The sequence below is a fragment of the Pengzhenrongella sicca genome (genome assembly GCF_017569225.1).
Lineage (GTDB): Bacteria > Actinomycetota > Actinomycetes > Actinomycetales > Cellulomonadaceae > Pengzhenrongella > Pengzhenrongella sicca.
The window spans coordinates 3,362,783-3,389,387 of record NZ_CP071868.1 but is presented as its reverse complement, the minus strand read 5'-3'; the positions used below and the strand labels follow the sequence as shown (position 1 = coordinate 3,389,387).

The 26,605-nt window shown below is 70.2% G+C and carries 15 protein-coding genes and 3 rRNA genes; 11 read left to right on the top strand and 7 right to left on the bottom strand.

What is annotated here, in order from left to right:
- The 4 genes from J4E96_RS15590 (at position 1) to J4E96_RS15575 (ending at position 3,398) form a co-directional block, all read left to right on the top strand.
- The gene (locus J4E96_RS15590; RefSeq protein ID WP_227422983.1) at positions 1–1,407 is read left to right on the top strand and encodes a GH1 family beta-glucosidase; all 1,407 of its coding nucleotides are present in this window, start codon (positions 1–3) and stop codon (positions 1,405–1,407) included.
- Between the two features lie 81 nt (positions 1,408–1,488).
- Positions 1,489–1,794, top strand: a complete 306-nt coding sequence (locus tag J4E96_RS15585; RefSeq protein ID WP_227422982.1) for a hypothetical protein — start codon at positions 1,489–1,491, stop codon at positions 1,792–1,794.
- Complete coding sequence (locus tag J4E96_RS15580) at positions 1,795–2,574, top strand: alpha/beta hydrolase (RefSeq protein ID WP_227422981.1); 780 nt, start codon at positions 1,795–1,797, stop codon at positions 2,572–2,574.
- Complete coding sequence (locus tag J4E96_RS15575) at positions 2,571–3,398, top strand: alpha/beta fold hydrolase (RefSeq protein ID WP_227422980.1); 828 nt, start codon at positions 2,571–2,573, stop codon at positions 3,396–3,398. The genes J4E96_RS15580 and J4E96_RS15575 overlap by 4 nt, the downstream gene beginning before the upstream one ends.
- A gap of 82 nt (positions 3,399–3,480) precedes the next feature.
- On the opposite strand, the gene J4E96_RS15570 is transcribed toward J4E96_RS15575, so the two are convergent.
- Positions 3,481–3,915: a hypothetical protein gene (locus J4E96_RS15570; RefSeq protein ID WP_227422979.1), complete on the bottom strand. Its 435-nt coding sequence runs from the start codon at positions 3,913–3,915 to the stop codon at positions 3,481–3,483.
- Complete coding sequence (locus J4E96_RS15565; protein WP_227422978.1) at positions 3,912–6,131, bottom strand: hypothetical protein; 2,220 nt, start codon at positions 6,129–6,131, stop codon at positions 3,912–3,914. The genes J4E96_RS15570 and J4E96_RS15565 overlap by 4 nt, the downstream gene beginning before the upstream one ends.
- A 214-nt stretch (positions 6,132–6,345) precedes the next feature.
- On the opposite strand from J4E96_RS15565, the gene J4E96_RS15560 reads away from it, so the two are divergent.
- From J4E96_RS15560 to rrf, 6 genes are all read left to right on the top strand, one after another.
- On the top strand, positions 6,346–7,827 hold the full coding sequence (locus tag J4E96_RS15560; RefSeq protein WP_227422977.1) for a hypothetical protein: 1,482 nt from the start codon (positions 6,346–6,348) through the stop codon (positions 7,825–7,827).
- Positions 7,827–8,876 carry a hypothetical protein gene (locus tag J4E96_RS15555; RefSeq protein WP_227422976.1) on the top strand — a complete coding sequence of 350 codons (1,050 nt, stop codon included), beginning with the start codon at positions 7,827–7,829 and terminating at the stop codon, positions 8,874–8,876. The genes J4E96_RS15560 and J4E96_RS15555 overlap by 1 nt, the downstream gene beginning before the upstream one ends.
- A gap of 28 nt (positions 8,877–8,904) precedes the next feature.
- A complete protein-coding gene (locus J4E96_RS15550) occupies positions 8,905–9,849 on the top strand; it encodes a tetratricopeptide repeat protein (protein WP_227422975.1) in 945 nt (314 codons plus the stop codon).
- Positions 9,850–10,467: 618 nt separating this feature from the next.
- A 16S ribosomal RNA gene (locus tag J4E96_RS15545) occupies positions 10,468–12,009 on the top strand.
- Between the two features lie 457 nt (positions 12,010–12,466).
- A 23S ribosomal RNA gene (locus tag J4E96_RS15540) occupies positions 12,467–15,572 on the top strand.
- Positions 15,573–15,652: 80 nt separating this feature from the next.
- Positions 15,653–15,769 (top strand): 5S ribosomal RNA (gene rrf / locus J4E96_RS15535).
- Together the 16S, 23S and 5S rRNA genes form the textbook arrangement of a ribosomal RNA operon.
- A 183-nt stretch (positions 15,770–15,952) precedes the next feature.
- Here the strand turns inward: rrf and J4E96_RS15530 are convergent.
- The 5 genes from J4E96_RS15530 to J4E96_RS15510 all read right to left on the bottom strand — a co-directional run bounded on the left by J4E96_RS15530 (position 15,953) and on the right by J4E96_RS15510 (position 23,844).
- The gene (locus tag J4E96_RS15530) at positions 15,953–16,213 is read right to left on the bottom strand and encodes a family 4 glycosyl hydrolase (protein WP_264466157.1); all 261 of its coding nucleotides are present in this window, start codon (positions 16,211–16,213) and stop codon (positions 15,953–15,955) included.
- A gap of 163 nt (positions 16,214–16,376) precedes the next feature.
- Positions 16,377–18,572 carry a 1,4-alpha-glucan branching protein GlgB gene (gene glgB / locus J4E96_RS15525; protein WP_227422974.1) on the bottom strand — a complete coding sequence of 732 codons (2,196 nt, stop codon included), beginning with the start codon at positions 18,570–18,572 and terminating at the stop codon, positions 16,377–16,379.
- 91 nt (positions 18,573–18,663) lie between these two features.
- Entirely contained in the window at positions 18,664–20,010 is a 1,347-nt protein-coding gene (locus J4E96_RS15520; protein WP_227422973.1) for a maltokinase N-terminal cap-like domain-containing protein, read from the bottom strand.
- 34 nt (positions 20,011–20,044) lie between these two features.
- Positions 20,045–21,814, bottom strand: coding sequence for a maltose alpha-D-glucosyltransferase (treS, locus tag J4E96_RS15515; RefSeq protein ID WP_227422972.1), 1,770 nt, complete (start codon positions 21,812–21,814; stop codon positions 20,045–20,047).
- A complete protein-coding gene (locus J4E96_RS15510) occupies positions 21,811–23,844 on the bottom strand; it encodes an alpha-1,4-glucan--maltose-1-phosphate maltosyltransferase (RefSeq protein ID WP_227422971.1) in 2,034 nt (677 codons plus the stop codon). Before J4E96_RS15510 ends, treS begins: the two co-directional genes overlap by 4 nt.
- 164 nt (positions 23,845–24,008) lie before the next feature.
- Between J4E96_RS15510 and glgP the strand changes: the two genes are divergently transcribed.
- The gene (gene glgP, locus J4E96_RS15505; protein WP_227422970.1) at positions 24,009–26,585 is read left to right on the top strand and encodes an alpha-glucan family phosphorylase; all 2,577 of its coding nucleotides are present in this window, start codon (positions 24,009–24,011) and stop codon (positions 26,583–26,585) included.
- Positions 26,586–26,605: the final 20 nt, after the last annotated feature.

The window sequence follows — 26,605 nt, the reverse complement described above, 5'->3', positions numbered from 1 at the left end:
ATGAGCAGCACACGCACGTTCCCCGCCGACTTCCTCTGGGGCTCGGCCACGGCCGCGTACCAGATCGAGGGTGCCGTCTCCGAGGGCGGGCGCGGCCCGTCGATCTGGGACACGTTCAGCCACACCCCGGGGGCCACCCTCAACGGCGACACGGGCGACGTCGCGGCCGACCATTACCACCGCTGGCGCGAGGACATCGCGCAGATGAAGGCGCTGGGGCTCGGCGCCTACCGGTTCTCGATCTCCTGGTCGCGCGTGCAGCCGGGCGGCACCGGCGAGTTCAACCCCGAGGGCATCGCGTTCTACGCGACGCTCGTGGACGCCCTGATCGAGGCGGGCATCGACCCCGTGGTGACGCTCTACCACTGGGACCTGCCGCAGGAGCTCGAGGACGCGGGCGGCTGGGTCAACCGCAACACGGCCTACCTGTTCGCGGCCTACGCCGAGCGGATGGCCGTCGAGCTGGGCTCGCGCGTGTCGGTCTGGACCACGTTCAACGAGCCGTGGTGCGCCGCGTACCTGGGGTACGCCTCGGGCGTGCACGCGCCCGGGCGCACGGACGGCGCGGACGCGCTCGCGGCCGTCCATCACCTCAACCTCGCGCACGGGCTCGCCGGCCGCGCGATCCGCGCGGTGCTGGGCGCGGACACCCCGCTGTCGATCACGCTCAACCTGCACGTAAGCCGGCCCGACGACCCGACGTCGGCCGCCGACGTCGACGCGGTGCGCCGGATCGACGCCGTCGGCAACCGGGCGTTCCTCGGCCCGGTGCTCGAGGGGGCCTACCCGGCCGACCTGCTCGCGGACACCGCCGCGGTCACCGACTGGGCCTTCGTCCAGGCCGGCGACCTCGAGCTCATCCACGTGCCGCTCGACGTCCTCGGCGTGAACTACTACTCGACCGGCCGCGTGCGGCACTTCTCGGGCGAGGGGGAGCGGTCCCAGGACGACGGCCACCGCGACTCGGACGCGAGCCCGTGGGTCGGCGTCGACGACGTCGAGTTCCTGGCCCAGCCCGGCCCGCACACCGCCATGGGCTGGAACATCGACCCCGGCGGCCTGACCGAGCTCCTGCTCGGCCTGCACGCGGCCTACCCGGACCAGCCCATGATGATCACGGAGAACGGCGCCGCGTTCGCCGACGACGTCAGCGCCGACGGCCTCGTGCACGACGACGCGCGCGTCGCCTACCTGCACGACCACCTCGAGGCCATGGGGGTCGCGATGGACGCCGGCGCGGACGTGCGCGGGTACTTCGTCTGGTCCCTGCTCGACAACTTCGAGTGGGCGTACGGCTACGACCGCCGCTTCGGCATCATCCGGGTCGACTACGGCACCCAGGAGCGCACCTGGAAGGACTCGGCCCGCTGGTACCAGCGCCTCCTGAGCACGAACACCCTCGAGTAGCCGTCCGGGTGGTGGGTCGGCCGCACGGGTGGCGAGCCGGCCGCACGGGTGGCGCGGCGACGGGTGGGGGAGGATAGGGGCATGCCTAGTGGTCGGAGCTCCAAGCGGCACCCGCGGGGCGGTGTCGGCGGCCCGCCGCCGCTCGACCTGCAGCGCGCGCTCGGCGGCCGCAGCAGCGAGGACGCGGCGGACGGGGCGTGGACCGTGCAGTCCGTCAACGGCTCCGAGCGAACGTTTCGCTGCCCGGGCTGCCAGCAGCTGATCGCGCCGGGCACGCCGCACCTCGTGGCGTGGGCGTCCGACGGTCTCCTGGGCGCGCAGGCGTCGCTCGAGGCGCGGCGCCACTGGCACCGGTCCTGCTGGGCCGCGCGCGGCCGACGGCGCTAGGTGCGCGATCCGGGGCCCGCGCCCGCCGGCCACCTGCAGGCCGGGTCCGCGCCTGACGTGCGCTCGCTGAGCGTGCTGCCCGCGCGGCGCGAGGACGTCGTGCTGCGCACGGCGGACGGCCTGACGCTCGTCGGCGAGCTCGCGCTGCCGCTCGACCGCCCGCCCGTCGCGACCCTCGTCACGCTGCACCCGCTGCCCACGCACGGCGGGTACATGGACTCGCACGTGCTGCGCAAGGCCTCCTGGCGGCTCCCCGCGCTCGCGGGCCTGGCCGTGCTGCGGTTCAACACGCGCGGGACGTCGTCCCCGCGCGGCACGAGCGAGGGCTCGTTCGACGGCGGCGCCGCGGAGGGCCTCGACGTCGACGCCGCGCGCGCCTTCGCGGCCGGGCGGGGGCTGCCCCGGCCCTGGCTCGTCGGCTGGTCGTTCGGCACCGAGCTCGCGCTCATGCACGGCCTGCGGTCGACCGCGCCCGCCATCGAGGGCGCGATCCTGCTCTCTCCGCCGCTGCACCGCGCCACCGACGCGGACCTCGCGGCGTGGGACGCCGCCGGCACGCCGCTGGTCGCGATCGTCCCCGAGCTCGACCTCTACCTGTCGCCCGCGCAGGCCCGCCGCCGGTTCGCGGCGGTGCGCCAGGCCGAGGTCATCGCCGTCGAGGGCGCGCGACACCTGTGGGTCGGCGAGCCCGCGGTGCGGCGGGTGCTCGCCGAGATCGTCCGCCACGTGCTGCCCGAAACGTCGCCCGAGTCGCCACCCCACGCGCTGGAGGAACCATGACCATCGACGGCCTGCTCGCCGTGCACACCTACCGCACCGGCCCGGCCGGGCCGGTGCCGCTCGCGCTGCTGCACGGCTTCCCGCTCGACCACCGCATGTGGGACGACGTCGCCGCGCTCCTGCCGGGGGACCGCACGGTTCTCGCGCCCGACCTGCCGGGGCTCGGGGACTCGCCCTCGGGCGACGACGTGGCCGGCGCGCTCGCGGCGCCCGCCGAGCCGTCCATCGACGCCGCCGCCGACGCCGTCGCCGCGACCCTGCGCGCGGCGGGCGTCGAGCGCGCCGTCGTAGCGGGGCTCTCGATGGGCGGGTACGTGGCGATGGCCCTGGCCGAGCGGCACCCGGCGCTCGTCGCCGGCCTCGGCCTGCTCGACACGAAGTCGACGACCGACGACGACGCCGCGCGCGCGGGCCGCCTGCGCATCGCCGCCGCGGTGCTCGCCGAGGGCCGGGTCGACGCGGTGCTCGGGATGGCCCGCGCGCTGCTCGGGGAGACCAGCCGGGAGCGTCAGCCGGAGCTGGTCGGGCTCGTCGAGCACTGGATCCGCGGGCAGGGCCCCGCCGGCATCGCGTGGTCGCAGCGGGCGATGGCGGCGCGGCCGGACCGCACCGCGGTGCTCGCAGGCTTCGCCGGACCGGCGCTCGTGCTGGTCGGGGCGGAGGACGCGATCGCGCCGCTCGCGGCCGCCGAGCACGAGGCGGCGGCGCTGCCGGACGCCGTGCTCGTCGTCGTCCCCCGGGCGGGGCACCTGACGAGCGTCGAGAACCCGGAGCCGGTCGCGGCCGCCCTGGACGCGCTGGCGCTGCGGGTAGATCGGGCCTGACTCGCCCTGATCGGGTCTGACCCGCCCTGATCGGGTCTGACCCGCCCGGACCGAGCGGGACCGGTGCGGGGCGCGTCGCGACTCAGGTGGCCCGGTCGAGGATCCGGGCGAGCGCGTCGGCGAGGTCCATCGACTCGCCGTCCCGGCCGCCCTTGCCGAGGATCAGCGGCGGGTCGCTGGCGGGCGGGGTCGCGCCGCGCAGGCGGGCCCGCAGGCTCGCGGCGACGCTGAGCACGTAGAACTCGCCGTCCGTCGCGACCGCGACCGACTCGTTCTGGCGTAGGTACCACCCGCGCAGCGTGGTGCGGTACCGCGACCTTCCCGCGTAGCTGCGGGCCTCCAGCGGCACCGCGGGCACGCCCCGCGCGGCCGCCGCCGCGACGAACTCGGCGATCAGCGCGCGCGCCTGCTGGGACTCGCCGGCCTGCTTGCGCTCGAGCGCGCTCGCGTGGTCGGCGGCGGCCTCCCGCCGACGCGAGCGCCAGGTGGCGTCGTCGTCGGCGGGTGCCGGTGTCATCGCGGCGTGCTCGCTGCGTCGGCTGCTGCGGTGGAGACCTCGTCGCCCGCGGGCTCGGCGTCGGCGTCGTGCGCCGCGTCGGTGGGCGCTGCTCCGGTAGGCGCGGCTTCGGTGGGAGCGGTGCCGGTGGGAGCGGTGCCGGTGGGAGCGGTGCCGGTGGGCGCGGCGCCGGCAGCAGCATCAGCCGCCGCGTCGTCGGTCGGCGCCGCGGCCGGCTCGCTGGCCGGCTTGGCCGGCTCGCTGACGGGCTCGGCGGCCCGGGGCGTGGCGTCCGACAGTCGCGGGGTGGGGGGCGCCGCCGGCGCGGGCGCGCTCTTGGCCTTGCGGCCGCCCTTGGTCGCCTTCGCCTCGAAGTTCGCCTCGGTCTGGCTCGCCCGCTCGAGCGCCATGCGGCTCGGGACCGGGTCGTTGCCGAGCAGGTTGCGCAGCTCGTCGAGGTAGGACGTGATCGCCTCGCGCTGGTGATTGAGGTCCTCGACCTGCCGCTGGGCCGTCGTGCGCTCGCGCTCGGCCTCGATCATCGACTCCGACAGGCTCTTCTCGGCGTGCTCGCGCGCCTCGGACACGACCCGGTCGGCGTTGCGTCGGGCGTTCGACAGCAGCTCCTTCGCGTGGGCGTCCGCGTCCTTGCGGACCTGCTCGGCCCGCTCGAGCGCGTTGGCCACCCGCTGCTCGGCCTCCGAGGCGTGCGCCTCGGAGTCCCGCACGAGCCGCTCGGACTCGGCTCGGGCCGCCTCGTGCCGCTCGGCCTCGGCGCGCTCGGACGCCTCGCGCCGCGTCGCGATCTCGAGCTCGGCGTCGGCCAGGGCCTGCGTGGCCTGCTGGAGCCGCGCGTCGGCGACCGCCTTGGCCGCCGTCGCAGCCTCCGCCGCGGCGCGCTGCGCCTCGGTGATGAGCCGCTCGACCTCCAGGCGCGTGCCGTCGCGCAGCTCGGCGGCGTCGCGCTCGGTCGTCGAGCGCAGCTCGGTGGTCTCCCGTGCCGCGAGGGCGCGCAGCTCGGTGGTCTCGCGCTCGGCTGTGCGGCGCAGGTGGGTGCTCTCGAGCAGCGCGCTCTCGCGCTGCTCGGTGGTCTCGCGGTCGGCGCTCGCGCGCAGCTCGGACGCGTACTGGTCGGCGGCGGACCGGAGCTCGGCGACCTCGCGCTCGGCCTCGGCGCGCACCGCCGCGAGCTCGTCGACCAGCGCGGAGCGAAGCTCGCCGACCTCGCGGTCAGCGGTCGCGTGCACGAAGCCGGCGTACTGATCGGCCTCGGCGCGCACCGCGGCGGCCTCCGCGACGGCGCGCTGACGCAGGTCGGCCGCGTCACGGTCGGCGGCGGCGCGCACGCCGTCGGCGTACAGCTGGGTCTGGGAGCGCAGGGTCGCGACCTCGGCGCCGGTGCGCTGCTGCAGCTGCGCGACCTCCGCCTCGACGGTGGACCGCAGGGTGGCGGAGTAGGTCTCCGCGTCGGCGCGCAGGGCGGCGACCTCGTTCTCGACCCGCTGCCGCAGGGTCGTCGTGTCCTGGTCGGCGGACTGGCGCAGGTCCTGCGAGTAGCGATCGGCGTCGGCGCGCTGCGCCGAGGTCGCGTCCTCGGTCGTCGAGCGCAGCTCGGCCGCGGTCCGCTCGGTCGTGACGCGCAGCTCGGTCGTCTCGCGCTCGACGGTGGCTCGGAGTGTGCCGAGCTCGCGCTCGAGGCCGGTGCGGCGCTCGCTCTCCTCGGTCGTGATCGCGCTCTGGATGCGGGCGGCCTCGCGCTCGGCCGATCCGACGAGCTCCTCGGCGCGGCGCTGCGCGTCGAGCAGCGTGCTCTCCGACTCGCTTGCGGCGGTCGTGCGCACCTCCTCGGCCTCGCGGCGCGTCGTCGCGAGCATCTCGGCGACCTCGTTCTCCGCGCGGGCGCGCAACTGGCCGGCGGCGAGCTTCGCGCGGGCGAGGGCGTCCGAGGCTTGGGAGTTGGCCTGCGAGACGACGTCGGACGACTGCTCCTCGGCCGAGCGCAGGAGCTGCTCGATCCGCGAGCCGAGGCCCGAGTACGTCGGCCGCTCGGCCTCGCGCAGCTGGCGGTGGGCCTCGGATAGCTCACCGGCGACCTGCAGCGTGCGGCCGTCGAGGGCCTCGACCTGGGCCCGCGCCTCGGTGAGGGACTGCTCGAGCTGGGCGAGCCGGGCGTCGACCGGCGCACGGTCGTAGCCGCGGAAGTTGACTACGGGAAAGGGCGAACGGTCGTCGGACACTGCATCCTCCTGGACATACCGGTGTTCTTCTGGCCATACCGGTGACTCGACCGGGCGCAGCCTCGACGCGCGCCGGCGGACCTACCAGCCGTCAGCCGCCAGGGTATCCGTCGCGGGCGGTCGGCCGGTGCCCGTTGGCGACCACGGGGCCTCCGGGCCGCCCCCGCGGCGCTCCTCGCCTATGGTGGAACGTCATCTCTGAAAGGGCTAGTGCGTGCTGCAACGAACGTTCGCCGCTGTTCTCGGCATCCTCGGCTTGGTCTGCATCGGCCTCGGCGTCGCGTCCGCCACGGTCTGGAGGGCCTCCGACACCCTCGTCGTGACCGCGCCCGCGGGCGAGTCCGGCACCCTGGTGATCACCGCGCCCGGGGTCCTCGAGCTCGGCGGCAGCCCTGTCACCGTGACCGCCCGCGCGACCGGCGGCACCAAGGTCGTGCTCGCGATCGGCCAGGAGGTCGACGTCGCGGGCTGGGTCGGCCCGGACGCCCACACGGTCGTCACCGGGCTCGCGGACCTGCACACGCTCACGACGTCGGCCGTCGAGTCCGAGGCCCCGGCCGAGGCGGCCGCGGCGCCCGCCGACGGCTCCGCGCCGGTCGAGGCGGCTCCCGCCGAGACGCCCGCGCCCGACCCCGAAGGCTCGGACATGTGGCTCGCCCGGGCCTCGGGCGCCACGAGCGCCGAGCTGCCCTGGACCCCGGTGGCGGGCCGGTGGACGCTGCTCGCGGCGGGGGTCGGCGACGGCGCCGGCGCGCCCGAGGTCCAGCTCTCCTGGCCGCAGACCGTGACCACCCCGTGGCTCGTGCCCGGCGTCGCCCTCGGCGCCCTCCTGCTCCTGGTCGGCCTCGGTCTCGGCCTCAGGGCCTGGCGCCGCGCGCGCCGCGCCCCGGACGCGGACTGGGTGTCGGTCGCGACGGGTTCGCTGTCGACGATCCCGATCCGCTCGTCCGCCGCGAACGTCGGCACCCGCACCCCCGCGCAGGTGGCGGCCGACGATGGCCAGCCCACCGTGATCCTGACCCGCCGCCAGATCCGCGAGGCCGAGGCAGCCGCCGCGGCGAGCGCACGCTCGGCTGGTCGGGTGTCGCTGCGCTGGCGCGGCCAGGGCGGCTCAGGCGGCTCAGGTGGCACGGACGAGGCCGGGGCCACGCGGACCGGCGAGGTGCCCGCGGTGGCCCCTGCTCCGCAGGCGCACGTCGCGGCGATCGACTCCGCCGTGGTCGTCGGCTCCGCCGGGTCCGCCGGGACCGCTGGGTCCGCCGGTTCCGGTCGGCCCATCGATCCCGCGGGCGCTGTTCCTGCCGCTGTCGATCTCACCGCTGTCGATCTCACCGCTGTCGTTCCTGCCGCTGCCGAACCCCCCGCTGCCGAACCCGCACCGGCCGCACGAAGCGCTCGGTCCCGGCTCACCGGGGGCTGGACGCCGCGCCGTCCCGCGCCCGCCGCGAGCGACGCCGGTCCGGCCGATGCCCGCCCGGCGGACGCCGCGCCGTCGGCGGCTGGTGCCGTGGGCGGCGACCTCGCGGCCGCGCCCGCGGAACCGGCGCCCGTCGCGGCACCGGGCTCGCGCGCGGACGCCTGGCGGCGCGCGTGGGGCTTCCCCGGCGAGGGCGCCGAGCCCGACCCGGGCGCGAGCACCGCCACCGAACCGCGCACGACCCCCGAACCCCACACCCCCGAAGGGAAGGACTCCTGATGCGCCGTCGCCCGGATGCCCGTCCCTCCGCAGTCCGGCGGCCGGCGGGTGTCCTACGCCCGGTCGCCGCAGTCGCGAGCGCGTGCCTGCTGCTCGCGGGCTGCGCGGCGGACCTGCCGCAGCCGATCCCCGGCGCGACGCCCGCGGTGCCCCCGCCGGTGCTGACCATCGGTCAGGCCGACGGCGTGCTCGACGCGATCGGGTCCGCCGTGACGACCTCCGATGCGGCCCTGTCCGCCGTCGGGCTCGAGGCCAGGGTCTCGGGCCCCGCCCTCGCGAGCCGGACCGCCGAGTACGCGGCGTCGACCGCGACGGCCGGCGCGAAGGGGCTCACGGCGCTGCAGTTCGACGCCCAGACGCTGATCGTCCCGACCACCCAGGGCTGGCCGCGTACGCAGTTCGTGATCAGCGAGCAGCCCGACGACCTGACCAGCCCACGCCTGCTGGTCCTGCAGCAGGCGAGCGCGCGCAGCGGCTACACGCTGTGGGGCTGGGCCCGCCTCCTGCCCGGCGTCGAGATGCCGGCGACCGCGACGCCGGAGGTCGGCAGCACCGCCGTCCCGCTCGACAGCGCGGAGCTCGTGGTCAGCCCCACCGACACCGTCGCGCACTACGCGGACGTCCTGCTCAACGGCGACGCCTCGGCCTTCGTCTCGCAGTTCGTGGCGCCCGACTCGTACCGCGCCGGCATCGCCGGCGGCCGCGCGCCGTTCGCCGCGATCGCCAGCCAGACTGCGGGCACGTTCACCGAGACGTACGCGCCGGTCGCCGACCAGACGTTCGCGCTGTCGACCGCCGACGGCGGCGCGCTCGTCGTCGCCGCCATGACGACGACGTCGGCGCTCACCTTCAGCGATGCGTCCGTGGTGCTGCCGCCGGAGCTGGCCGCCGTCTCCGGGGGCGCCCTCGCCGCCGGCGCCGAGCTCCGCAACGCCCTCAACGTCACCTACGCCGACGTCGTTGCCTTCTACGTCCCGCCCGCCGCCTCCGCAGCGCAGATCCAGGTGCTGGGAGCCGAGCACATCCGCACGTCCGTCACCGGTTCCTGACCGGTCAGAGCCAGGGAGAAGCGAACCCATGAGCCAACCCAGCAGCCCTCAGCCCCGATTCGACGTCCGCGGGGCGGTCGACCTCGCGGGGCTCGGCCGGCCCGCCGCTCCGCCGCCCGGGGTGCCCGGAGGGATCCCGGCGGCCGGCGGCTACGTCATCGACACGACCGAGGAGACCTTCCCGGACCTCGTGCAGAGCTCGACCCAGTACCCCGTGGTCGTGCTGCTCTGGTCGGGGCGGAGCCCCGAGAGTGCGCAGCTCGCGGTCGACCTGGGCGGGCTCGCCGCCCGGTACGGCGGCCGGTTCCAGCTCGCCCGGATCGACGTCGACACCAATCCGCAGATCGCGACCGCATTCCAGGTCCAGGAGATCCCGTCGGTCGTCGCCATCCTGGCCGGGCAGCCAGTGCCGCTGTTCCAGGGTGCGCACCCGGCCGATCAGATCGCGCCCGTGCTCGACCAGCTGCTCGCCGCCGCCGCCACGAACAACGTCACGGGCGTCGCCCCGGCCGGCGCGGGGTCGGGGCAGCCCGAGCCGGTCGAGCTCGAGGAGCCCCCGCTCGCGCCACTGCACCAGGAGGCGTACGACGCGATCGAGCGAGACGACCTCGACGCGGCCGCGGCCGCGTACGGGCAGGCGTTGCGGGAGAACCCGCGCGACGACATGGCACGGGCTGGGCTCGCGCAGGTGGGTCTGCTGCAGCGCACGCGCGACCTCGACCAGGCGAGTGTCCGGACCGCCGGGGCGGACCGGCCGACCGACGTCGACGCACAGCTGCTCGTGGCCGACCTGGACGTGCTCACCGGACACGTGGATGACGCGTTCAGCCGGCTCGTCGACCTCGTGCGCCTGACCGCGGGCGAGGACAGGGAGCGGGTTCGCGTGCGGCTCGTCGACCTGTTCGAGGTCGTGGGTGCCGACGATCCGCGCGTGCCGCAGGCGCGTCGCGCGCTGGCGAACGCGCTGTACTGACTGGCGCTGCGCCCTGCTCGAGCTCGCGTGAGCCCCGCCATCGCCGCAGATCAGCGCCTCGGCGCCGGCGTGACGGGGCTCACGCCGCCGGAATTTGACCCCCGGGGCAGGCGCTGCGTAGTCTTCTCAACGTCGCCCAGCAGGGAGAAACAGACACCGAAACGTTGCAAAACGTGGCCGGTGGCTGGTCCCGCAGGCGGCCAATCCGTGCAGATCGACTCGGCGCGTAAAAGTGCCGGGCTACGAACGCGTGCGGAGCATGGGCTGGAAGCATGTCAGCCGGTCGGATCCGAGCATTTCGCGGAGTTGACCGGAGGGCCTGGACCGGCTAAGTTAGAACGGTTGTCTTCGGGCTGGTCGTGAGACCGGCACCGGATGCGCGTCCGCTCCTTGAGAACTCAACAGCGTGCTAAGTAGTCGATGCCATTTGGTTCATTGGCTTGTGATGGCTGGGCTTTTGTCTGGTTGTTGTGGGTTGGTGAATTTTAAATTGGCTTAATGCAGGTGCCTTTCCGTCAGTGGGGGGTGCCTGTTTTTTGGTCAGTTCAACTGGCCCTTCGGGGTCGTTTCGTTTTGTCGGTTGCCTTGCTGCTTTGGTGGTGGGGTTGCTTATAGACATTTACGGAGAGTTTGATTCTGGCTCAGGACGAACGCTGGCGGCGTGCTTAACACATGCAAGTCGAACGGTGAAATCGAAGCTTGCTTTGGTGGATCAGTGGCGAACGGGTGAGTAACACGTGAGTAACCTGCCCCTGACTCTGGGATAACTTCGGGAAATCGGAGCTAATACCGGATATGAGACATGCCTGCATGGGTAGTGTCTGGAAAGATTTATCGGTCTGGGATGGACTCGCGGCCTATCAGCTTGTTGGTGAGGTAATGGCTCACCAAGGCGACGACGGGTAGCCGGCCTGAGAGGGCGACCGGCCACACTGGGACTGAGATACGGCCCAGACTCCTACGGGAGGCAGCAGTGGGGAATATTGCACAATGGGCGAAAGCCTGATGCAGCGACGCCGCGTGAGGGATGGAGGCCTTCGGGTTGTAAACCTCTTTCAGCAGGGAAGAAGTGGTCGGGTTTTCTCGGTCGTGACGGTACCTGCAGAAGAAGCGCCGGCTAACTACGTGCCAGCAGCCGCGGTAATACGTAGGGCGCAAGCGTTGTCCGGAATTATTGGGCGTAAAGAGCTCGTAGGCGGTTTGTCGCGTCTGCTGTGAAAACTCGAGGCTCAACCTCGGGCTTGCAGTGGGTACGGGCAGACTAGAGTGCGGTAGGGGAGACTGGAATTCCTGGTGTAGCGGTGGAATGCGCAGATATCAGGAGGAACACCGATGGCGAAGGCAGGTCTCTGGGCCGCAACTGACGCTGAGGAGCGAAAGCATGGGGAGCGAACAGGATTAGATACCCTGGTAGTCCATGCCGTAAACGTTGGGCACTAGGTGTGGGGCTCATTCCACGAGTTCCGTGCCGCAGCTAACGCATTAAGTGCCCCGCCTGGGGAGTACGGCCGCAAGGCTAAAACTCAAAGAAATTGACGGGGGCCCGCACAAGCGGCGGAGCATGCGGATTAATTCGATGCAACGCGAAGAACCTTACCAAGGCTTGACATACACCGGAAAAGTGCAGAGATGTGCTCCCCGCAAGGTCGGTGTACAGGTGGTGCATGGTTGTCGTCAGCTCGTGTCGTGAGATGTTGGGTTAAGTCCCGCAACGAGCGCAACCCTCGTCCTATGTTGCCAGCGCGTTATGGCGGGGACTCATAGGAGACTGCCGGGGTCAACTCGGAGGAAGGTGGGGATGACGTCAAATCATCATGCCCCTTATGTCTTGGGCTTCACGCATGCTACAATGGCCGGTACAAAGGGCTGCGATACCGCGAGGTGGAGCGAATCCCAAAAAGCCGGTCTCAGTTCGGATTGGGGTCTGCAACTCGACCCCATGAAGTCGGAGTCGCTAGTAATCGCAGATCAGCAACGCTGCGGTGAATACGTTCCCGGGCCTTGTACACACCGCCCGTCAAGTCACGAAAGTCGGTAACACCCGAAGCCGGTGGCCCAACCTCACTTGTGGGGAGGGAGCTGTCGAAGGTGGGACTGGCGATTGGGACTAAGTCGTAACAAGGTAGCCGTACCGGAAGGTGCGGCTGGATCACCTCCTTTCTAAGGAGCTCTGGCACTAGCTGGTTTCCTGTAGTGGGTTGCTGGTGGTGTCCAGGCCTGTGCCCCGGCCGAACGCGTCGGGGGCAGTGCTCACGGGTGGAACATCGACTATGGCTGACCGCGACCTGCGGAAGCTGCTAGTACTCCTGCGCTTGCGTGGGGTGGAACGCGGCGAGGTGGGGCAGGGGTTGGCTGGGCACGTTGTTGGGTCCTGAGGGCACGGGCGCAAGCTTGTTGCTTTCAGGCCGCCAGGGTCTGGGGTCATGCCAGTGGGTGTGAGACCAGACCGACCAGATCGTCGCCGTCATGGTGGGGTTTGGTGGTGGCTGCGGATCACGGTGAACCAGCCGATGCACCCTAAGGGTGTGGTTGGGGAGCGTGGGATCGCCCGTAGCTTGAGAACTGCACAGTGGACGCGAGCATCTTTGTAAGAAGATCTTTGCAAGAAGATTAATGTTGTCAAGTTTTTAAGGGCACATGGTGGATGCCTTGGCACTAGGAGCCGAAGAAGGACGTTGTAGCCTGCGATAAGCCTCGGGGAGTTGGCAAACGAACCGTGATCCGAGGATGTCCGAATGGGGAAACCCCGCTGGAGTCATGTCCAGTGACCCGCACCTGAATATATAGGGTGTGTGGAGGGAACGTCGGGAAGTGAAACATCTCAGTACCGACAGGAAGAGATATTCCGTGAGTAGTGGCGAGCGAAAGCGGAACAGGCCAAACCGATTGCGTGTTCAAGCCGGCAGGCGTTGCGTAGTCGGGGTTGTGGGACCTTTCCATTGCCTCTGCCGAGGTGATAGGGAGTCAGAAAGTCGCGTCATAGTCGAAGGGCATTGAAAGGCCCGGCACAGAGGGTGTGACCCCCGTAGACGAAATGGCGTGGCCTCCCGAAGGGGATCCCAAGTAGCACGGGGCCCGAGAAATCCCGTGTGAATCTGGACAGACCACTGTCTAAGCCTAAATACTACCTAGTGACCGATAGCGGACAAGTACCGTGAGGGAAAGGTGAAAAGTACCCCGGGAGGGGAGTGAAATAGTACCTGAAACCGTGTGCCTACAATCCGTTGGAGCCTCCCTAGCAGGGGTGACAGCGTGCCTTTTGAAGAATGAGCCTGCGAGTTAGTGGTACGTGGCGAGGTTAACCCGTGTGGGGAAGCCGTAGCGAAAGCGAGTCCGAACAGGGCGATTCAGTCGCGTGCTCTAGACCCGAAGCGGAGTGATCTAGCCATGGGCAGGTTGAAGCGCGGGTAAGACCGCGTGGAGGACCGAACCCACTTGGGTTGAAAACCGAGGGGATGACCTGTGGTTAGGGGTGAAAGGCCAATCAAACTCCGTGATAGCTGGTTCTCCCCGAAATGCATTTAGGTGCAGCGTCACGTGTTTCTTGCCGGAGGTAGAGCTACTGGATAGCTAATGGGCCCTACAAGGTTACTGACGTTAGCCAAACTCCGAATGCCGGTAAGTGAGAGCGTGGCAGTGAGACTACGGGGGATAAGCTCCGTTGTCGAGAGGGAAACAGCCCAGACCACCAGCTAAGGCCCCCAAGCGTATGCTAAGTGGGAAAGGATGTGGAGTTGCACAGACAACCAGGAGGTTGGCTTAGAAGCAGCCACCCTTGAAAGAGTGCGTAATAGCTCACTGGTCAAGTGATTCCGCGCCGACAATGTAGCGGGGCTCAAGCATACCGCCGAAGCTGTGGCATTCACATAATAACCAGGCCTTCGTGGTCCAGGTGTGTGGATGGGTAGGGGAGCGTCGTGTGGGCAGTGAAGCCGCGGGGTAACCCAGCGGTGGAGCCTACACGAGTGAGAATGCAGGCATGAGTAGCGAAAGACGGGTGAGAAACCCGTCCGCCGAATGATCAAGGGTTCCAGGGCCAGGCTAATCCGCCCTGGGTAAGTCGGGACCTAAGGCGAGGCCGACAGGCGTAGTCGATGGACAACGGGTTGATATTCCCGTACCGGCGAAGAATCGCCCATACCGACCGTGGTGATGCTAAGCGCCTGAAGCCGGCTAGATCCCTTCGGGGACGTGCCGGGGGAGCGCGCGAACCGAACTGCTATTAGGTAAGCGTATTAACAGGGGTGACGCAGGAAGGTAGCCCAGCGTGGCGATGGTAGTCCACGTCCAAGGTTGTAGGGTAAGAGGTAGGCAAATCCGCCTCTTGTTAAGCCTGAGAACTGATGGTGACCGCTTATGCGGGATGATTGGGTGATCCTATGCTGCCAAGAAAAACCTCGACGCGAGATTCTAGCCGCCCGTACCCTAAACCGACTCAGGTGATCAGGTAGAGAATACTAAGGCGATCGAGAGAATCATGGTTAAGGAACTCGGCAAAATGCCCCCGTAACTTCGGGAGAAGGGGGGCCTGAGGCGTGAACCCACTAGCTGGGGGAGCGTTCGAAGGTCGCAGAGACCAGGGAGAAGCGACTGTTTACTAAAAACACAGGTCCGTGCGAAGTCGCAAGACGATGTATACGGACTGACGCCTGCCCGGTGCTGGAAGGTTAAGAGGACGGGTCAGCCGCAAGGCGAAGCTCAGAATTTAAGCCCCAGTAAACGGCGGTGGTAACTATAACCATCCTAAGGTAGCGAAATTCCTTGTCGGGTAAGTTCCGACCTGCACGAATGGCGTAACGACTTCTCCGCTGTCTCAACCGTGAACTCGGCGAAATTGCACTACGAGTAAAGATGCTCGTTACGCGCAGCAGGACGGAAAGACCCCGGGACCTTTACTATAGTTTGGTATTGGTGTTCGGTGCGGCTTGTGTAGGATAGGTGGGAGACTGTGAAGCCGGCACGCCAGTGTCGGTGGAGTCAACGTTGAAATACCACTCTGGTCGCTCTGGATATCTAACCTCGGTCCGTAATCCGGATCAGGGACAGTGCCTGATGGGTAGTTTAACTGGGGCGGTTGCCTCCTAAAATGTAACGGAGGCGCTCAAAGGTTCCCTCAGCCTGGTTGGCAATCAGGTGTCGAGTGCAAGTGCACAAGGGAGCTTGACTGTGAGACTGACAGGTCGAGCAGGGACGAAAGTCGGAACTAGTGATCCGGCGGTGGCTTGTGGAAGCGCCGTCGCTCAACGGATAAAAGGTACCCCGGGGATAACAGGCTGATCTTGCCCAAGAGTCCATATCGACGGCATGGTTTGGCACCTCGATGTCGGCTCGTCGCATCCTGGGGCTGGAGTAGGTCCCAAGGGTTGGGCTGTTCGCCCATTAAAGCGGTACGCGAGCTGGGTTTAGAACGTCGTGAGACAGTTCGGTCCCTATCCGCTGCGCGCGCAGGAAACTTGAGAAGGGCTGTCCCTAGTACGAGAGGACCGGGACGGACGAACCTCTGGTGTGCCAGTTGTTCCGCCAGGAGCACGGCTGGTTAGCTACGTTCGGAAGGGATAACCGCTGAAAGCATCTAAGCGGGAAGCCTGCTTCAAGATGAGGTTTCCATGGGATACGTCCCGAGAGGCTCCCAGCTAGACCACTGGGTTGATAGGCCGGATGTGGAAGCGGGGACTAAAGACCCGTGAAGCTGACCGGTACTAATAAGCCGATAACTTGACACACTTACACTGTTGCCATGCGTCCACTGTGCGGTTCCCGAGATACGGACGGGTATACCCGCAACCAGATATCTCCATAGAGTTACGGCGGTCATAGCGAGGGGGAAACGCCCGGTCCCATTCCGAACCCGGAAGCTAAGCCCCTCTGCGCCGATGGTACTGCACGGGAGACTGTGTGGGAGAGTAGGTCGCCGCCGGACAACCATTACACAAAGAGCCACCCCTTCGGGGGTGGCTCTTTGTCGTCCCCAAACCAGCGAGTTCGTCCTTCCCCGCCGAGAACGTCCACGAGGACGGACGAACTCACCACACAACGACGAACTCGCCACACAGGGACGAACTCGCCACCCAAGGAATGACGAACTCGGGCCCAACAGCGGGCCTCAGGACAACGCGCGGCCAAGGTCGGGGAAGGCCTGGGTGTAGCCGGACAGCAACGAGCGGCCGACCGCGACGGAATCGACGAGCGGGTGCAGCCCGAACGCCTTCCACGCCAGCTCGGCAGACCCCTCGAGCGCGGCACCGATCGTCAGCTGCTCAGCCGCCTTCACCTGCGACATCAGTCCGAGCATGTGGCCCTCGACGGGCGCGACCGGCCACGGGTGCACGCCGTCAGCGTCCACGGCGCAGCCCACCTCGATCACGGCCTCGGTGAGTCAGGCACCCGCCCGCGAGTTCGCCATTCCGCACCGAGGACCGGATCGAGATCCGCGAACTCGGCACAGACTCGCGAACTCGAACTCGAACTCGAGCGGCGCGCGAAGCGCCGAAGTGCCGAAGCGCCGAAGCGCCGAAGCGCCGCGCGGGTCAGTCGGTCTCGGCCGGGACCAGGTAGAGCGCCCCGAGCGGGGGGACGCGCAGCCGGACGGAGAACGGCCGGCCGTTCCACGGCACGGGTTCGGCGTACACGAGGCCGAGGTTGCCGACGCCGGAGCCGCCGTACTCCTGCGAGTCGGTGTTCAGGACCTCGCGCCAGGCTCCGCCGGAAGGCAGGGCCAGGCGGTAGCCCTCGTGCGGCACGCCCGCGAAGTTGATCACGACGGCGACGGAGTTGCCGTCGGTGTCCCACCGGAGGTAGGCCAGCACGTTGTGGTTGGCGTCGTTCGAGTCGATCCACTCGAAGCCCGTGTGGTCGAAGTCGCGCGACCATAGGGCGGGATAGGCCTTGTAGACCGCGTTGAGGTCGACGAGAGCGCGCTGGACGCCCGCGTGACCCGGGTCGTCGAGGGTGCCCCAGTCGAGACCCCGACCCTCGCTCCACTCCTGCGGCTGGGCGAACTCGCAGCCCATGAAGATCAGCTGCTTGCCGGGGTGCGACCACTGGTAGGCGAGCAGCGCGCGCACGCCGGCCAGCTGCTGCCAGTGGTCGCCGGGCATCTTCGTCAGCAGCGACCCCTTGCCGTGCACGACCTCGTCGTGGCTGATCGGCAGGACGAAATGCTCGGAGAACGCATACACGAGCGAGAAGGTCGCCTCGTGGTGGTGGTACCGACGATTGATCGGGGCCTCCGCGAGGTAGCGCAGGGTGTCGTTCATCCACCCCATGTTCCACTTCAGCCCGAAGCCGAGCCCGCCCACGCTGGTCGGGGCCGTGACTCCCGGGAACGCGGTCGACTCCTCGGCGATGAGCATCACGCCGGGCGTGCGGCGGTAGGCCGTTGCGTTGGCCTCCTGCAGGAACGAGATCGCCTCGAGGTTCTCGCGGCCGCCGTACATGTTCGGCTGCCACTGCCCGGCCTCGCGCGAGTAGTCGAGGTACAGCATCGAGGCGACGGCGTCGACGCGCAGGCCGTCCAGGTGGAAGTCCTCGAACCAGTACGTCGCGTTCGCGACCAGGAAGTTGCGCACCTCGCGCCGGCCGAAGTTGAAGACGTAGGTGCCCCAGTCCATCTGCTCGCCGCGCTGGGGGTCCGGGTGCTCGTACAGCGCGGTGCCGTCGAAGCGGCCGAGGGCCCACTCGTCCTTGGGGAAGTGCGCGGGGACCCAGTCGAGGATCACGCCGATGCCGGCGCGGTGCAGCGAGTCGACGAGGTATCGGAAGTCGTCGGGGTGGCCGAACCGGGCGGTCGGCGCGAAGTACGACGACACCTGGTAGCCCCACGAGCCGCCGAACGGGTGCTCGGCGACGGGCATGAGCTCGATGTGCGTGAAGCCCATCGCGACGACGTACTCGGTGAGCTGGACGGCGAGCTCGCGGTACGTCAGGCCGGGCCGCCAGGAGCCGAGGTGCACCTCGTAGATGCTCATCGGCCCGGCGTGCGGGTCCGTCGCCGAGCGCGCGGTGAGCCAGTCGGCGTCCTGCCAGTCGTAGCTCGAGTCGATCACGACCGACGCCGTCGCGGGCGGCGTCTCGGCGCCCTTGGCGAGCGGGTCGGCCTTCTGCCGCCACGCGCCGTCGTTGCCGAGGATCTCGAACTTGTAGCGGGTGCCCGCGCCGAGGTCGGGAACGAAGAGCTCCCACACGCCGCTCGAGCCGAGCACGCGCATCGCGTGCGAGGCCCCCTGCCAGAGGTTGAAGTCGCCGATGACGTGCACGGCCTTGGCGTTCGGGGCCCAGACGGCGAACGAGGTGCCGTGCACGTCGCCACTCGCGCTGGGATACGTGTGCAGGTTCGCGCCGAGGATGGTCCAGAGCTCCTCGTGCCGGCCCTCGCCGATCAGGTGCAGGTCGAGCTCCCCGATGCTCGGCCAGAAGCGGTACGGGTCGTCCACGAGCGTGGTCAGCTCGCCGTAGGTCACGCGCAGCCGGTAGTCCGGCACGGTCGTGCTCGCCAGCGTCGCCGCCCAGACCCCCTCGTGCACGTGCTCGGCCGGCCACTCGCCGTCGGCCGTGACGACGATGACGGAGTCCGCGAGCGGCCGCAGTGCGCGGATGACGACGGCCGAGCCCTCGAGGTGCGGCCCGAGGACCGTGTGCGGGTCCCCGTGGGTGCCGGCCGCGACGCGCGCGAGCTCATCGGGCGTCACGGTGGGGGAAACGGAGGTCTTCGGGCTGCTGTCCATGGTTCCACCTTTCCACGCCGATGGCGTGGGCGCGCACTTCTCGACCCGGACATGCGGGCGGGGGCCGGAATCTTGCCCCCGCCGGTGCAGGTCAGGCGGTACCGGGGCCGAGCAGCCGAGTCAGCGCGGCCGCGGGGATGTGGGTCCACTGCGGCCGGTTGCGCGCCTCGTAGACCGCCTCGTAGAGCGCCTTGTCGAGCTCGAGCACCTCGAGCAGCTCGGCGTCGGCCGTGGTGCCCGACGACGTCGCGTACCCGGCCAGCAGGCTCGCGCGCGCGGTCTCGATCCAGTCGGGCGTGCCGCCGCTGACGGCGGCCGCGTAGTCGATCGAGCGCAGCACGCCGGCGATGTCCCGCAGCGCGAGGTCGGGGCGGGTGCGGTCGGCCACCGTGCTGAGCGGCTCGCCCTCGAAGTCGGTGATGAACCATTCCCCGCGGGCGCGGAGCGCCTGCCCGAGGTGCAGGTCGCCGTGCACGCGCTGGCGGTTGGGCAGGTCCGTGCGGGCCGCCAGGTGCGCGACGCGCGCGGCGACGGCCGGCGCCCAGGCGTCGAGCCCGGGCACGGCGCCGCGGGCCCACCGGAAGCGCGCGGCCAGCGAGGCGGCGAGCTCCGTCGCGGCGGCGTCGGCCGGCGTCTGTGCGACCGGGATGGCGGCCGCGAGCGCGCGGTGCATGCTCGCGACCACCGCGCCCAGGTCGGCCGCGAGGTCGGCGAACGACTCGCCCCTGCCGGCGAGGTCGCACGCGAGCTCGAAGCCGTCGGCGGCCTGCGTCACGAACTCGCTCAGCACCGCGAGGTGCCCGGCCGCGGGCGCGCCGTCCTCGGACCACGACCCCTCGAGCCAGCCGAGCGGGCGCGGCACGTGCCACCAGCCGTCGGCCGCGAGCCGGCGGGGGACGTCGACGTCGGGGTTGTCGCCCGGGGTCAGCGCCCGGAAGATCTTCAGGATCGCGCCGCCCCGCGCGTCGCCGTCGGCGCCCGGCAGGATCACGGAGGTGTTGGACTGCTCGCCCGTGATGACATGGGCCTTGTCGAGGTCGACGTCGAGGTCGGCGGGTGCCGAGCCGGGCCCGCTCGCCGCCTCGAGCCACGCCCGCAGGAACGCGGGGTCGCCGACGCCGTCGCGCACGTCGACCGGCGGCGTGCCGATCGTCGCGATCCAGCCGGCGCCGGACGCCCGGTTCCGGCCGCGGTGCAGCGACAGCGGCACCTGCAGCACGACGTCGACGGTCGGCGAGACGACGCGGACCAGCAGGATGCGGATCTCCGCCTCGCCGCGGGGGTCGACGAGGGTCAACGCCCCCGCCGAGGTGATCTCCGCGTCGCCGTCCTTCGCCGGGAACCAGCGGCGCTCGGGCAGCCAGTCGCGCAGGACCGCGAGCAGCTCGGCGTCGCTCACGGATGCCGGCTGCGCCGGTTGATGGGCGGGGGTGGTCATGGGCAGGCTCCGAATCGCTCGGGGTGCGGGTGGGTCACTCGCCGCGCGGGGTCAGCAGCAGCCAGTAGAAGTCGCGCGAGCCGAGCGTGATCACGACGCGCCCGGACGCTCCGACGGTCGGGAACGGCGCGCCGCCGAACACGTCCGAGACCTCGGCGTCCGCCCACGCGGGCAGCTCGAGGTTCGCCGACCGCGCCGTCGAGGCGAGGTTGGCGATGCACAGCACGGTCTCGCCCGGCGTGCTGCGCACGAAAGCGAGTACCGACGGGTTGTCGCACACGACCGGCGTGAAGTCGCCCATGCCGAGCGCGGGGTGCTGGCGCCGGACGGAGAGCATGCCGTGCACCCAGTGCAGCAGCGACGTGGGCTGCGCGAGCTGGGTCTCGACGTTCGTATTCGTGAAGTGGTGGACCAGGGACTGGATCACCGGCAGGTAGAGCTTGCCCGGGTCGGCGGTCGAGAAGCCGGAGTTGCGGTCCGGGGTCCACTGCATCGGGGTGCGCACCGCGTCGCGGTCGGGCAGCCAGATGTTGTCTCCCATGCCGATCTCGTCGCCGTAGTACAGGCACGGGCTGCCGGGCAGGGACAGCAGCAGCGCGTGCGCGAGCTCGATCTCCTTGCGCGAGTTGTCGAGCAGCGGCGCGAGGCGCCGGCGGATGCCGACGTTGGCGCGCATCCGGGGGTCGGGCGCGAACCAGCCATACATCGAGGCGCGTTCCTCGGTAGAGACCATCTCGAGCGTGAGCTCGTCGTGGTTGCGCAGGAACGTGCTCCACTGCCCGCTGAGCGGGATCTGCGGTGTGTCGGCGAGGATGTCCAGGATCTGCGTCGAGCGCTGATCCTTGATCGCGTAGTAGATGCGGGGCATCACCGGGAAGTGGAAGCACATGTGGCACTCGGGCTCGTCGTCCGTGCCGAAGTAGCCGACGACGTCCTCGGGCCACTGGTTCGCCTCGGCGAGCATGATCCGGCCGGGGAACTCGGTGTCGATGACCCGGCGCAGGTCCCGCAGGAACAGGTGGGTCTCGGGCAGGTTCTCGCAGTTGGTCCCCTCGGCCTCGAACAGGTACGGCACCGCGTCGAGCCGGAAGCCGTCGACGCCGAGGCGCAGCCAGAACCGCGCGACGTCGGTCATCGCCTCGACCACCCGCGGGTTCTCGAAGTTGAGGTCCGGCTGGTGGCTGAAGAAGCGGTGCCAGAAGAACTGCCGCCGGACGGGGTCGAAGGTCCAGTTGGACGTCTCGGTGTCGACGAAGATGATGCGCGCATCCTCGTACTTCGTGGTCACGTCGCTCCAGACGTAGAAGTCCCCGTACGGGCCCTCGGGGTCGGCCCGCGAGGCCTGGAACCACGGGTGCGCGTCGCTCGTGTGGTTCATCACGAGGTCGAGCACGAGCCGGATGCCGCGGGCGTGCGCCTGCTCGATCAGCTCCGCGAAGTCGGCGGTGGTGCCGAACTGCGGCGCGATCGCGGTGAAGTCCGAGATGTCGTACCCGCCGTCGCGCAGCGGCGACGGGAAGAACGGCGGCAGCCACAGGCAGTCGACGCCGAGCCACTGCAGGTAGTCGAGCCGGTCGATCAGGCCGCGGATGTCGCCCGTGCCCGCCCCCGAGGAGTCCGAGAACGCGCGGACCATGACCTCGTAGAACACCGCGGTCTTGTACCAGTTCGGGTCGTCGGACAGGCCGGGGGTCGTGATGGGCGGGACCGCGGGCTGGCGTCGCGCGGGCAGCGCGCCGAGCGCGAGCTGGCCGGTCTCCGGCTGGGGGATCGAGCCAGGCTGAGCGGCGGCAGGAGACGTCACGGGGTCCTCACGTGGATCAGGTGGGCGCACTGCACGTGCGGATCAAGTCGGACGAACGGTCGATCCCCCCAAGCGTAGGTGGCTCCGGAGAGCTCATCGTGCGCCGCGAAGAGCGCGCCGCCGGCGGATCCGTCCGCAGGCAGGCCCAGCGCCTCGAGATCGAGAGAAATCACCCCTTCGTGGGGTGCGTGCGGGTCGAGGTTCACGACGACGATGACCGTGTCGGCGTGGCCCGTCGGCGACTGCTCGGCCGCGACGTGCTTCGAGAAGCAGAGCAGGCCGTCGTCGGACGTCGGGTGCACCTGCAGGTCGCGCAGCTGCTGCAACGCGGGGTGCGCGCGGCGCAGCTCGTTCAGGCGCGTCAGGAGGGTCGAGATCCCGATCGTGTCGGCGCGGGCCCAGTCGCGCGGCTTGAACTCGTACTTCTCGTTGTCGATCTGCTCCTCGACGCCGGGGCGCGGGACGTTCTCGACGAGCTCGTAGCCGGAGTAGATGCCCCACGTCGGCGAGCCTGTTGCGGCGAGCACGGCGCGGATCGCGAACCCCGCGACGCCACCCGTCTGCAGGTACGGCGGCAGGATGTCGTGCGTCGTCGGCCAGAAGCTCGGGCGCATGAAGGACCCGTCCTCGCCCGAGACCTCGGTGAGGTACTCCTCGAGCTCGACCTTCGTCGTGCGCCAGGTGAAGTACGTGTACGACTGGTGGAACCCGATCCGGGCCAGGGTCGCCATCATCGCGGGACGGGTGAACGCCTCGGCGAGGAAGAGCACGTCAGGGTGCGCCGCGCGCACGTCGGCCAGGAGCCACTCCCAGAACTCGAGCGGCTTGGTGTGCGGGTTGTCGACCCGGAAGGCCGTGACGCCGTGGTCGATCCACACCTGCACGACGCGGCGCACCTCGGCGTAGATCCCCGCGGGGTCGTTGTCGAAGTTGACCGGGTAGATGTCCTGGTACTTCTTCGGCGGGTTCTCGGCGTACGCGATCGTGCCGTCCGCGCGGGTCGTGAACCACTCCGGGTGCTCCGTGACCCAGGGATGGTCGGGCGAGCACTGCAGCGCGAGGTCGATCGCGATCTCGAGGCCGTTGTCCCGGGCTGCGCCGACGAAGTCGTCGAAGTCGTCGAACGTGCCGAGCTCGGGGTGGATCGCGTCGTGCCCGCCGTCGGCCGAGCCGATCGCGTAGGGCGACCCGGGGTCGCCCGGGGCCGTGGTCAGGGAGTTGTTGCGGCCCTTGCGGTACGTCGTGCCGATCGGGTGGATCGGCGTGAGGTAGAGCACGTCGAAGCCCATCGCCGCGATGGCGGGCAGCCGGCGTGCGGCCGTCGCGAACGTGCCGGAGCGCCACTGCTTGAGCTCGGGGTCGAAGACGGCGCCCTCGGAGCGCGGGAACATCTCGTACCAGGCGCCCGCGAGCGCGAGCGGGCGGTCCACGGTGAGCGGGTAGGTGCGCGACGGCGACACGAAGTCGCGCAGCGGGTGCGCCGCCAGGGCGGACCGCACGGGCGCGGCGAGCGCGGCGGCGAGCCGGACGTCGGCCGGCCGGGCCGTGTCGCGCAGCGCCGTGATCGCGTCCGCGAACGCCTGGCAGGCGAGGTCAGGAAGGCCCTCGAGCGCGGCGGCCCGGGTCAGGACGAGGATGCCCTCGGCGAACATGAGCTCGACGTCGATGCCGGCCGCCACCTTGATCGCGGCGTCGTGGCTCCACGTGCCGTACGGGTCCGACCAGCCCTCGACGCGCAGCCCCCACGCGCCGGGCTCGTCGGGGACGAGCCGCGCCTCGAACCGGTCGAGGCCGGGGGCGATGTCCACCATGCGGGCACAGGCCCGGTCGACGCCGTCGGGGCCGACGAGCACGGCCGTCGCGCCGACGGCGTCGTGGCCCTCGCGGAAGACCGTCGCGCGCACCGGAACGGCCTCGCCGACGACCGCCTTCGCAGGCCAGCGGCCCTCCTGGACGCTCGGTCCGACGTCGAGCACCGGGATGCGGCCGATTCCGTCGGGCCTCGGTTGGGAGTGCTGTGCGTGGTTCACCCCCCGAACCTATCGAGCCCTGCCTCCGGCCGCGTCGGGGGGCGGGCCCGCGCCGGGGTGTCGTCCGGGCGTCGGCCGGGCGTTGCGAGGCGTGTCGGCGGTCTCGCCAAGCGCGACACGGACGAGCGTGCAACACGCGCGTCTCGACTTGTAAGGTCTGGCACGTGAAAGCCATCCGTCGATTCACCGTCCGCACGCTCCTGCCGGCCGCACTCCAGGATCTAGACGAGCTGGCGCACAACCTGCGCTGGTCCTGGCATGCGCCCACTCGCGACCTGTTCGAGACGATCGACCCGCACCTGTGGGCGACCGTCAAGGGCGATCCGGTCGCACTCCTCGGCGCGCTCGGGCCCGAGCGGCTCGCGGCCCTCGCCGCCGACGAGGACTTCGTCGCGCAGGTCCGCACGTCCGCCCAGGACCTGCACCATTACCTGGTCGACCCGCGCTGGTACCAGTCGGTTGCGAGCCAGGGCCGGTCGATGCCCGCGGCGATCGCGTACTTCTCGCCCGAGTTCGGGATCACGTCGGTGCTGCCGCAGTACTCCGGTGGGCTCGGCATCCTCGCGGGCGACCACCTCAAGAGCGCCTCGGACCTCGGCGCGCCGATCATCGGCGTCGGCCTGCTCTACGGCGCGGGCTACTTCAAGCAGTCGCTCACCCGCGACGGCTGGCAGGTCGAGACCTACCCGGTGCTCGACCCCGACGGTCTGCCGCTGCGCCTGGTGCGCGAGGCGGACGGCAGCCCGGCGATCGTGTCGGTCGGCCTGCCCAGCGGCCGCGAGCTGCACGCGCGGGTCTGGATGGCCGCCGTCGGCCGCGTCCCGCTGCTCCTGCTGGACTCGAACGTCCCGGAGAACGACGAGGCTGCGCGTAAGGTGACCGACCGCCTGTACGGCGGCGGCGGCGAGCACCGGCTGCAGCAGGAGCTGCTCCTGGGCGTCGGCGGCGTCCGCGCGGTGCGGCTGTGGTCGCGCCTGACCGGCGCGGTCGAGCCGGAGGTCTACCACACCAACGAGGGGCACGCCGGGTTCCTCGGCGTCGAGCGCATCCGTGAGCTCGTCACCGGCTCCGGCCTGACGTTCGAGGAGGCTCTCGAGGCAGTGCGCGCCGCGACCGTGTTCACGACGCACACCCCGGTCCCGGCCGGCATCGACCGCTTCGAGTCCGACCTCGTCGCGCAGTACTTCGGCGGCGACAACTCGACTCCCGGCATCGGCGTCGACAAGGTGCTCGGGCTCGGCGCGGAGAATTACCCCGGCGGCGACCCGACGATGTTCAACATGGCCATCATGGGCCTGCGCTTCGGTGGCCGCGCCAACGGCGTCTCGCTGCTGCACGGCGAGGTCTCGCGCGGCATGTTCAGCGAGCTCTGGCCGGGATTCGACGAGACCGAGGTGCCGATCGCGTCCGTGACGAACGGCGTGCACGCCCCGACCTGGGTCGACCGCCGCCTGATCGACCTCGCCGCGGAGCGCTTCACGTCCGAGGAGGTCGCGACCGGCACGGGCTGGCTGCGCACCGACGGCATCACCGACACCGAGCTCTGGGCGATGCGGCACACATTGCGCACCCAGCTCGTGAAGAACGCGCGCGGCCGCCTGCGGGCGTCGTGGCGCCAGCGCGGGGCCAGCCCGGCCGAGCTCGGCTGGGTCGACGACGCGCTCTCGCCCGACGTGCTCACGATCGGGTTCGCACGGCGGGTGCCGACCTACAAGCGGCTCACGCTCATGCTGAGCGACCCGGAGCGGCTCCGGGCCCTGCTCACCGACCCGGACAAGCCGGTCCAGATGATCATCGCCGGGAAGTCCCACCCGGCGGACGAGCAGGGCAAGCGGCTGATCCAGCAGCTCGTGCGGTTCACCGACGCGGCGGACGTCCGCAACCGCATCGTCTTCCTGCCGAACTACGACATCGCCATGGCGCAGGCGCTCTACCCGGGCTGCGACGTCTGGCTCAACAACCCGCTGCGCCCGCTCGAGGCGTCGGGTACCTCCGGCATGAAGTCGGCGCTCAACGGCGGGCTGAACCTCTCGATCCTCGACGGCTGGTGGGACGAGTGGTTCGACGGCGAGAACGGCTGGGCGATCCCGACCGCCGACGGCGTCGAGGACGCCGACCGGCGCGACACGCTCGAGGCCGCCGCGCTGTACGACCTCATCGAGAACCAGGTCGCGGCCCGCTTCTACGACCGCGACGAGCGCGGGCTGCCCGTCACCTGGCTCGAGATGATCCGACACACGCTCGCGACGCTCGGCCCGAAGGTCCAGGCCACGCGCATGGTCGCCGACTACGTGCAGCACCTGTACGCGCCGGCCGCCGTCGCGGGGCGCGAGCTCGGCGCCGACACGTTCGCGGGGGCGCGCGAGCTCGCCGCGTGGAAGGCGACGGTCCGCTCCGAGTGGCCGAACGTCCGGGTCGACCACATCGAGTCCGGCGTCGGCGAGGTCCCGCAGGTAGGCGACGAGCTGCACGTGCGGGCGTACGTGTCGCTCGGCGCGCTCTCGCCGTCGGACGTCGAGGTGCAGGTCGTGCACGGGCGTGTCACGGAGGCCGACGACCTGTCGACCTTCGGCACCCTGCCGCTCGCGCACGACGAGGCGTACGAGGGCGGTCGGCACGCGTTCGGCGGCGACGTCAAGCTTGCCGCGTCGGGACCGTTTGGCTACACCGTGCGCATCGTGCCCAAGCACGCGCGCCTGGCGTCGATCGCCGAGCTCGGCCTGGTCGCCAACGCGACCTGACGGCGCCCGACCTGAAGCAC